The 7,748-nt window shown below is 69.6% G+C and carries 7 protein-coding genes; 3 read left to right on the top strand and 4 right to left on the bottom strand.

All coding sequences use genetic code 11. The annotated features are described in order from the left end of the window. Positions 1 to 612: SDR family oxidoreductase (locus VGF64_10675; protein ID HEY1635212.1), on the top strand; the 612-nt coding region annotated here is incomplete at its 5' end. Positions 613 to 705: 93 nt separating this feature from the next. Here the strand turns inward: VGF64_10675 and VGF64_10670 are convergent. Together VGF64_10670 and VGF64_10665 are read right to left on the bottom strand one after the other, a co-directional pair. Further along, positions 706 to 2,115, bottom strand: coding sequence for a wax ester/triacylglycerol synthase family O-acyltransferase (locus tag VGF64_10670; protein HEY1635211.1), 1,410 nt, complete (start codon positions 2,113 to 2,115; stop codon positions 706 to 708). Between the two features lies 1 nt (position 2,116). Then, positions 2,117 to 3,778, bottom strand: a complete 1,662-nt coding sequence (locus VGF64_10665; GenBank protein HEY1635210.1) for an acyl-CoA synthetase — start codon at positions 3,776 to 3,778, stop codon at positions 2,117 to 2,119. A gap of 7 nt (positions 3,779 to 3,785) precedes the next feature. Between VGF64_10665 and VGF64_10660 the strand changes: the two genes are divergently transcribed. Both VGF64_10660 and VGF64_10655 read left to right on the top strand, forming a co-directional pair. After that, complete coding sequence (locus VGF64_10660; GenBank protein HEY1635209.1) at positions 3,786 to 5,090, top strand: alpha/beta hydrolase; 1,305 nt, start codon at positions 3,786 to 3,788, stop codon at positions 5,088 to 5,090. A gap of 6 nt (positions 5,091 to 5,096) precedes the next feature. Then, entirely contained in the window at positions 5,097 to 6,590 is a 1,494-nt protein-coding gene (locus tag VGF64_10655; protein ID HEY1635208.1) for a wax ester/triacylglycerol synthase family O-acyltransferase, read from the top strand. On the opposite strand, the gene VGF64_10650 is transcribed toward VGF64_10655, so the two are convergent. Further along, positions 6,564 to 6,974, bottom strand: coding sequence for a rhodanese-like domain-containing protein (locus VGF64_10650; protein ID HEY1635207.1), 411 nt, complete (start codon positions 6,972 to 6,974; stop codon positions 6,564 to 6,566). The genes VGF64_10655 and VGF64_10650 overlap by 27 nt on opposite strands. Beyond that, positions 6,971 to 7,492, bottom strand: a complete 522-nt coding sequence (locus VGF64_10645; GenBank protein HEY1635206.1) for a cysteine dioxygenase family protein — start codon at positions 7,490 to 7,492, stop codon at positions 6,971 to 6,973. The genes VGF64_10650 and VGF64_10645 overlap by 4 nt, the downstream gene beginning before the upstream one ends. Between the last annotated feature and the right edge of the window lie 256 nt (positions 7,493 to 7,748).

Here is a 7,748-nt window from a genome sequence, read left to right as displayed (position 1 = left end):
AACAACGCCGGCATCCTGCGCGACCGGATGCTCGTGAGCATGACCGAGCAGGACTGGGACCTGGTCGTCAGGGTCCATCTGAAGGGAACGTTCTGCGTCAGCCACCACGCCGCCAACCACTGGCGCGAGCTGGCTAAAGCGGGTCAGACGGCCGACGCCAGGATCATCAACACCAGCTCGGCGGCCGGGCTCTTCGGCAACGTGGGCCAGACCAACTACTCCACGGCCAAGGCCGGCATCGCCGCCTTCACGCTCGTGGCCTCGGCCGAGCTCGGCCGCTACGGGGTGACGGCCAACGCCATCGCCCCTATGGCCCGGACGCGGATGACCGAGTCGCTGTTCCCGGACATGATGGCCAAGCCCGAGGAGGGCTTCGACCGTATGGCGGCCGAGAACGTGGCGCCCCTGGTCACCTGGCTGGGCAGCCCCGAGGCCAAGGGCGTCACCGGGCGGGTCTTCGAGGTCGGCGGTGGCCTCATCGCCGTCGCCGAGGGGTGGCGACGCGGGCCGTCCGTTGATCAGGAGGACCGCTGGGACGCGGCGAAGCTCGGGCCGGTGGTGCGGGACCTCGTGGAAGGCTCACAGGCGCCGCACGTCATCGGCGCCTCCTGATCAGAGGCGGTGGGGAAACTACTTGCCTGATTCAGTGAGGTTCATCCGCGCTCATGTTCCATGACAAGGCGCAAGTAGTTTCCCCGCTGCCTCTCAGGCGCCCGGGCGTTCCTCCGCCAGCTTGCGCAGCTCCTCGACCGACTCGGTGAACCCGGTGGCGATGTCCCACAGGTCGGGGACCATCTCGCGGCAGGCGATGGCGCCGAAGTCGATCGAGCCCATGTTGGAGAGCACGGTGAGGTTGAGACCGGCTCCTTCGAGGATCGGGCCGAACGGGTAGACGGCCAGCACGCGGGCGCCGGCGCTGTAGAGGGGGACCGGCGGTCCGGGCACGTTGGAGATGACCAGGTTGTGCACGACCGGGTGGCGGTCAGCCAGCTTGCTGGCCGAGTAGAAGCGGGCGGCGCGGGCGAAGACGGCCGGTGCCGCGAACTCGGCCCAGTTCTGGAGGGCATCGGCGCCGATCGCACCGTGGACGTCCTTGGCTGACTTGGTGTCGCCTCGGATGTGCAAGAGCCGCTCGATCGGGTCCTCGATGTGCACCGGCAGTCCGACGAACATGGCCGAGAGCTGATTCCCGGGTTGGTCCTGCTTCTCCTCGCTACGGATCGAGACGGGCACGGACGCCACCAGGGACTTGTCGGGCAGGTCGTCGTGGGCGATCAGCCACTTGCGCATGGTGCCGGCGCAGGCGGCCAGCACCACGTCGTTGACCGTCGTGCCGTAGGCCTTCTTCACCAGCTTGAAGTCGTCGAGGGAGGCCTTCCCGAAGGCGACTGCCCGGTGGGGTGTGACCGCGCCGCTGAAGCTCGTGCGGGGAGCGGTGAAGGGAAGCGTGGCCCCTGGCCCCTCGCTGCGCCGGACCACCCGGAGCAGTTCGAGGGCCGACCGGCCGGTCCGGGCGATGGTCGGGAACACCTGCGGCCAATGACGGACGCGGGAGGCGACCGAGTGCGTGACGAGCTCGACATCCGACGGCTTGTGCTCTGGCTCCCACTCCTGCGCCGGCGCTTCGACGCGGGCGTCGGGCTCGAGGTCGAACAGGTGCACCATGAGGTCCGCGCCCGACACTCCGTCGATCACGCAGTGGTGCATCTTGGCGATGAGGGCCACGTAGCCGTGCTCGAGGCCCTCGGCCACCCACATCTCCCACAGGGGCTTGCTCCGGTCGAGGGGGCGGCTGGCGATGTTGCCTACCAGCTCGGCCAGCTCCTCGAGCCTTCCCGGAGCCGGGACGCCGATCCGGAAGAGATGGTTGTCGATGTCGAATGCCGGGTCCTCGATGAGAAGGGGATGGGCCAGCTGGAAGGGAACGGTCATGACCCGCTCGCGAAACGGCGGCAGGAGATGCATCCGGCTGGTCAGCATGTGCCTCACCGTGTCGATCGAGTAGCCCCCAGGCATCGTCGACGGGTCGAGGAGGATCACACCCGTCACGTGCATATGCATCGACGGTGTCTCGGCGTACAGGAACATGGCGTCCAGACCAGACAGCCGCCGCATCTCATGCCCCCTTTGGTGATGTGACCGGCTCGCAGGCCCGGTCGCGGGCCCAGCGGTAGTCGGCCTTGCCGCTGGGCGAACGAAGGATCTTGTCCACCACCGACAGCTGGCGGGGGACCTTGTAGCCGGCCATTCGTGTCCGGCTCCAGGACTGGATGTCATTGAGCGTCGGCTGTTGGTTGCTGCGGGGCTCCACCACGGCGACCACCCGTTCGCCCCAGCGCTCGTCCGGTACGCCGACGACGACGGTGTCGAAGACGGAGGGATGGCCCTTGAGGACGGCCTCGACCTCCTCGGGGTAGACCTTCTCGCCACCGGTGTTGATGCTCCCCGAGCCCCGACCGAGCAGCACGACGGTCCCGTCTTCATCGACCTTGGCCATGTCGCCGGGGAGCACCCAACGGACGCCGTCGACCTCGACGAAGGTGCTCGCCGTCTTGGCCTCGTCCTTGTAGTAGCCGAGAGGGATGTGCCCCCGGCGGGCAAGCCTGCCCGTGGCGTCAGAGCCGGGAACCACCGGCCGGAGCCGGTCGTCGAGCACGGTCGTCTGGTCGTTGAGGGTGAACCTGGGAAGCTCGTCCTCCGCCGACGAGCCCGGAAGGCTCGACCGGCTGCCTACCGTGCCCGTCTCCGACGCTCCGAAGCCGTCCACGATGAGCGCGTTCGGCACGAGGGCGGACAGCGCCTGCTTGGTCGATGGAGAAAGGATGGCCCCTCCGGATCCGATGACGATCAGGGTCGAGGTGTCGTGCGGTGCCTCCTGGAGGGCCTCGGCCAGGGGCCGGGCCATGGCGTCGCCGACGATCACCAGGACGTTCACCTTCTCCCGGTCGATCAGGCTCCAGACTGTCTCGGGATCGAAGCGTCCCTGGGGTGTCACCACCAGGCGCCCGCCGCTGAAGAGCGACGTGAACGCGAGCCAGTGGGCGCTGACGTGCATGAGGGGAGGGGTGGCAAGGGTGACCATCCCGGGATCGAGCAGGCGGTCAACCAGCTCCTCTGGCCGGCTGATGAAGTTGCCCGCCTGGAGCGGGTCGCCGCCGCCCATGGCGGCGAAGAAGATGTCCTCGTGGCGCCAGAGGACGCCCTTCGGCATCCCCGTGGTGCCCCCCGTATAGGCGCAGTAGATGTCGTCGCCCGAGCGCGGTGCGAAGTCCCGGTGGGGTGACGCGTGCCCCAGCGCGTCCTCATAGCGGAGGGCGCCCGGAGGCGGCGCCGCATCGGTACCGTCGTCGACGACGAGCAGGGTGTGGAGCTGGGGCAGGGCGCTGGCGATGGCGCCGACGCGGGGGGAGAACTGCCGGTGGGCAACGACGGCGACGAGGTCTGCGTCGTCGAACAGGTGAGCGAGCTCGCCGTCGACATAGCGGTAGTTGATGTTGATGGGGACGGCCCTGATCTTGAAGGCGCCCAGCATGCCCTCGACGTACTCGGTGCCGTTGAGCAGCTGGAGCCCAACGTGGTCGCCTGCGCCGACGCCTGCGGCCAGCAGTCGGTGGGCCAGTCGGTTGGCCCGGTCGTCGAGCTCGCGATACGTCAGCCGGCGACCACCGGCCACCATCGCCTGGTGGTCGGGAATTGCGTCGGCCACCAGCTCGAAGAGATCACAGAGATTGAACGTCCAAGGTGGTCGTGTCGGATCCCCAGCATCCTGACGTACCATCAGATGCATGCTACTTGGTGGGGGTGAGGGCCAGCCGGGGCCGCAGCCGGCGCCGGCTGGGAGGCCACTGCCGGCGGAGGTCTACCGGCGGATACGGAGAGCAGCCGATCCGCCAGTGCGCATCGCCATGACCGCGCCGCGCACCGCTGCCTTCGTGGCCCGCTCGTGGGCACGCAGCCGGCGTGCACCGCTCGACTCCCATCCTCCCGCACCGCCGCCGAGCGCAGGGCTGGCTGCCCAGGTGGCGGTCGACGAGCTCCTCCTGGCCATGATGAAGAGCCCCAAGCGCTACCCGCACCGCGCCGACTACGAGCGGGTCGGACAGGAAGTGCTCGAGGCGGCCGAGCTCTTCGAGCGTCGGGGCTGGGTGGCTGACCCGTCCTCGTACCATCCCGACCCTCCGGCGCTCTCGGCGCCCGCCATCGAAGGCTGTCGGCCGCTCGACCTGGCCTGGACGCGGGGGATCCCGTACGAGCACCTCTCGTTCGAGAGCGGCTACGAACCGCACGCCGGCGAGCCCGGTGCGCAGCGGTGGCAGGCGGCAACGCCGAATCGGACGGCCCACGCATGGGTCCTGCGCCATCCTGGCCGGCCTCGCCCCTGGCTGGTGTGCTTCCACGGGTTCGGGACCGGGAGCGCCATGCTCGACCTCCCCGCCTTTCGGGCCCTGCGCCTGCACCGCGAGCTCGGGCTCAACCTCCTCCTGCCGGTGATGCCCTGCCACGGCCCCCGCAAGCTCAGCCGGCTTGGGTCCGACAGCCTGCTGTCATTCGACGTCCTCAACAGCATCCACGGGATCGCCCAGGGCGTCTGGGACGCGCGCCGGCTGTTGAGCTGGGTGCGCAACGAGGGGGCGCCCGCGATCGGCCTCTACGGCATCTCCCTCGGCGGGTACACGGCCGCCCTCCTGGCCGGCCTGGAGGACGGCTTGGACTGCGTCATCGCCGGCATCCCGGCGGCCGACCTGCCGCGCCTGTTCTTCCACCATTCTCCGCCGCACGTACGGCGCCGGGCGGCTGAGCACCATCTCGCCGGCGAAGAGGCCGACCGGATCCACCGTGTGATCTCGCCACTGGCGTTCGAGCCCCGTGTCCCGCTCCGGGACCGGTTCATCTACGCGGGGCTGGCCGACCGCCTGGCCACTCCCGGGCAGGCCCAGCGGTTGTGGCTCCACTGGGGCCGACCCACGATCCACTGGTACCCGGGCAATCACGTGGGGTTCTTCTGGACGCGCACGCTCGGCGACTTCGTCGACGCGTCCCTCGCCAGCTCTGGCCTGACCGAGTCGGCAGCGGTCCCGGCCCCGGCCTGACGCGCCGTGGAACGGCTCTCCGGCATCGACGCCGGGTTCTTGTACATGGAGACCCCGACGCTGCATATGCACACCCTGAAGATCTCGATCGTCGACCCCGCGACGGCGCCCGGCGGGTACTCGTTCGCTCGGGTCGGCGAGGTGCTCGGGGAACGACTGCATCTGCTCCCGCCGTTTCGGCGTCGCCTGGTCGAGGTTCCCGGGGGGCTGCACCATCCCCTGTGGGTCGAGGATCCCGAGTTCGACCTGGCCCATCACCTGCATAGGGCCGAGATCGCCGCGCCCGGTGGGCCTCGCCAGCTCAGCGAGCTGATCTCCGACATCGCCAGCCGCCAGCTCGACCGTCGCTACCCGCTCTGGGAGCTGTGGGTCGTCGAGGGCGTCGAGCACGGCCACATCGGCTTCGTGGCCAAGATCCACCACGCCGCGGCCGACGGGGTGGCCGCCGCCGCCATGCTCGCCAACCTCCTCCAGGCCGAGGCCGACCCGGAAGGTCGGCCCCGGGGTGCAGCCGACCCGGGAGGTCGGCCCGAGGACGCAGCCGACGCGGGAGATCAGTCCGAGGAATCGCCCGACCCCGGGCCGGTCGCCGCGGCGCGGGCGTCCTGGCGGCCCGAGCCGATCCCGGCGCCCGCCGAGCGGCTGGTCGATGCCGTGCGGGACCTGCTCCGCAGCCTCGCCGGCCTGCCTGGCCTCCTGGGCAGGACGGCCTCGGGGTTCGCCGCTGTAGTCCGCCGGCGGCGTTCGGGCGCCCTCTCGCCGCCCCTTCCGTTCAGCACGCCGCGCACGTCGTTCAACCGGGCCCTGACCCCGAACCGGTGGTTTGCCATGGCCTCGCTCCCACTCGACGAGGTCAAGGTCGTCCGCCGGGCCTTCGACGTCACGGTCAACGACGTGGTCCTGGCATTGTGCGCGGGCGCCCTCCGGCGCTACCTCGATGAGCGGGGGGAGCTACCCGATCGGCCCCTGCTCGCCGGCGTACCCGTGTCGGCCGGCACCACCGACCAGGAGCAGCGCCTGGCCGGCAACAGAGTCTCCAACCTGTTCACGTCGCTGCGGACCGACATCGCCGACCCGGTCGAGCGCCTGCGGGCCATCCACGACGTGACCCAGGCGGCCAAAGAAGTGCAGCACGCGCTCGGCGCCGAGCTGCTCATCGATTGGAGCGAGATCACGCCGCCGCTCCTCTTCTCGGCCTGGATGCGCCTGTACTCGCGGCTGAGGCTGGCCGATCGCCACCGCCCGCCCATCAACCTGGTCATCTCCAACGTGCCTGGGCCCCGCCAGCCGCTCCACATCGCGGGAGGGCGGCTGCTCGACATCTACTCGATGGGTCCCATCCTCGAGGGGATCGGGCTCAACGTCACGGTGTGGAGCTACCTGGACCGGTTGGGCTTCGGCCTCGTCGCCTGCCGGGAGACCATGCCCGACCTGTGGGACCTGGCCGACCACCTCGACGACGCGCTGGCCGAGCTACGCAAGGCCGCCCAGACGGCCTGACGCCCGGCAGATGGGAAGTCCCGCCGCCGCCCAGGCCCGAAATCCTCCGATCACATCGGTCGCGGCGCGGAGCCCGATGGCATGGAGGGACACGGCAGCAAGGCTCGATGCGTAGCCCTCGGAGCAGAGCACCACGATGATGTGGTCGGGGCCGGCGAGCGATGTGGTGCGAGCTTCGCTCGTCGGATCGAGACGCCACTCGAGGACGTTCCGCTCGATGGCGACGGCGGCGGGAACGACGCCCTCCCGCCGGCGCTGCTCCGCCGGGCGGATGTCGACCAGCAGCGCGCCAGCCTGCACGGCGGCCGCTGCTTGCCTAGGGTCCAGGCGACGAAGCCGAGCCCGGGCCTCGGCGATCTGACGATCGATGTTGGAGACGCTCATGGGAGCGGCCCCGTCAGCGGCATCGCAGCGGCGATTGGCTCCAGTCGCTCCAACCGATCCGGAATCAGCCTCCCCGACTGATCATTGATGCGGTAGTAGGTCATGGCTTCGAGGCGCGGCCCGTACACATGCAAGCTCACAGCCGGCTCGGCGGCGATATTGATGACGTCGTGCACATAGTCGGACCCGAAGGCGATGGACTCGCCGGCCCGCAGATTTCGCTGTCGCAGGCCCCGACCGTGCCGGGATCCGCGGGTCTCCAACAGGCTCCCTTCGAGCACGTGGATCGCTCCAGAGGCGCCGCCATGGTCGTGGAGATCGATCTCACCTCCACAGAACCACCAGAGAAGCCACGCCTCGAGCCCGTAGCCGGCGAAGACGGGCTCGTACCATCGCCTGCTCGCACCGGGAGGTATGGGACAGCGGAGCAAACTTCCGTCAGCGATGGGGCGGGTCCGAGCCAGGCGACCAACGGCGGCAAGCAGCTCGGAGGGGCCGAGCTGTGGGCCAGCGGTCAACGTAATGCCGACTTTATTCATCAGATTAGTGGACATTAGCAGTCCGTAGTGACGGTGGGAAATCCACGAGGGCGAGCTCCGCGCTTGCGGTGGCTCAGGCGGCCTGACGACCAGAGGGCGGGCGCCCCCAGATGTCGTTGCACTCCGCGCACACGGTCTCGGGTATGACGCCGGTCCGCATCAGCAGGGCGAAGATCTTGCAGCCCAGGCAGTACCCGAGGAATGCCTCGAGGCTCGCCGCCACCAACAGTCCACC

Source organism: Acidimicrobiales bacterium (genome assembly GCA_036491125.1).
Lineage (GTDB): Bacteria > Actinomycetota > Acidimicrobiia > Acidimicrobiales > AC-9 > AC-9.
The sequence above is the reverse complement of the archived record's forward strand: the minus strand, read 5'-3'. Positions and strand labels throughout refer to the sequence as shown.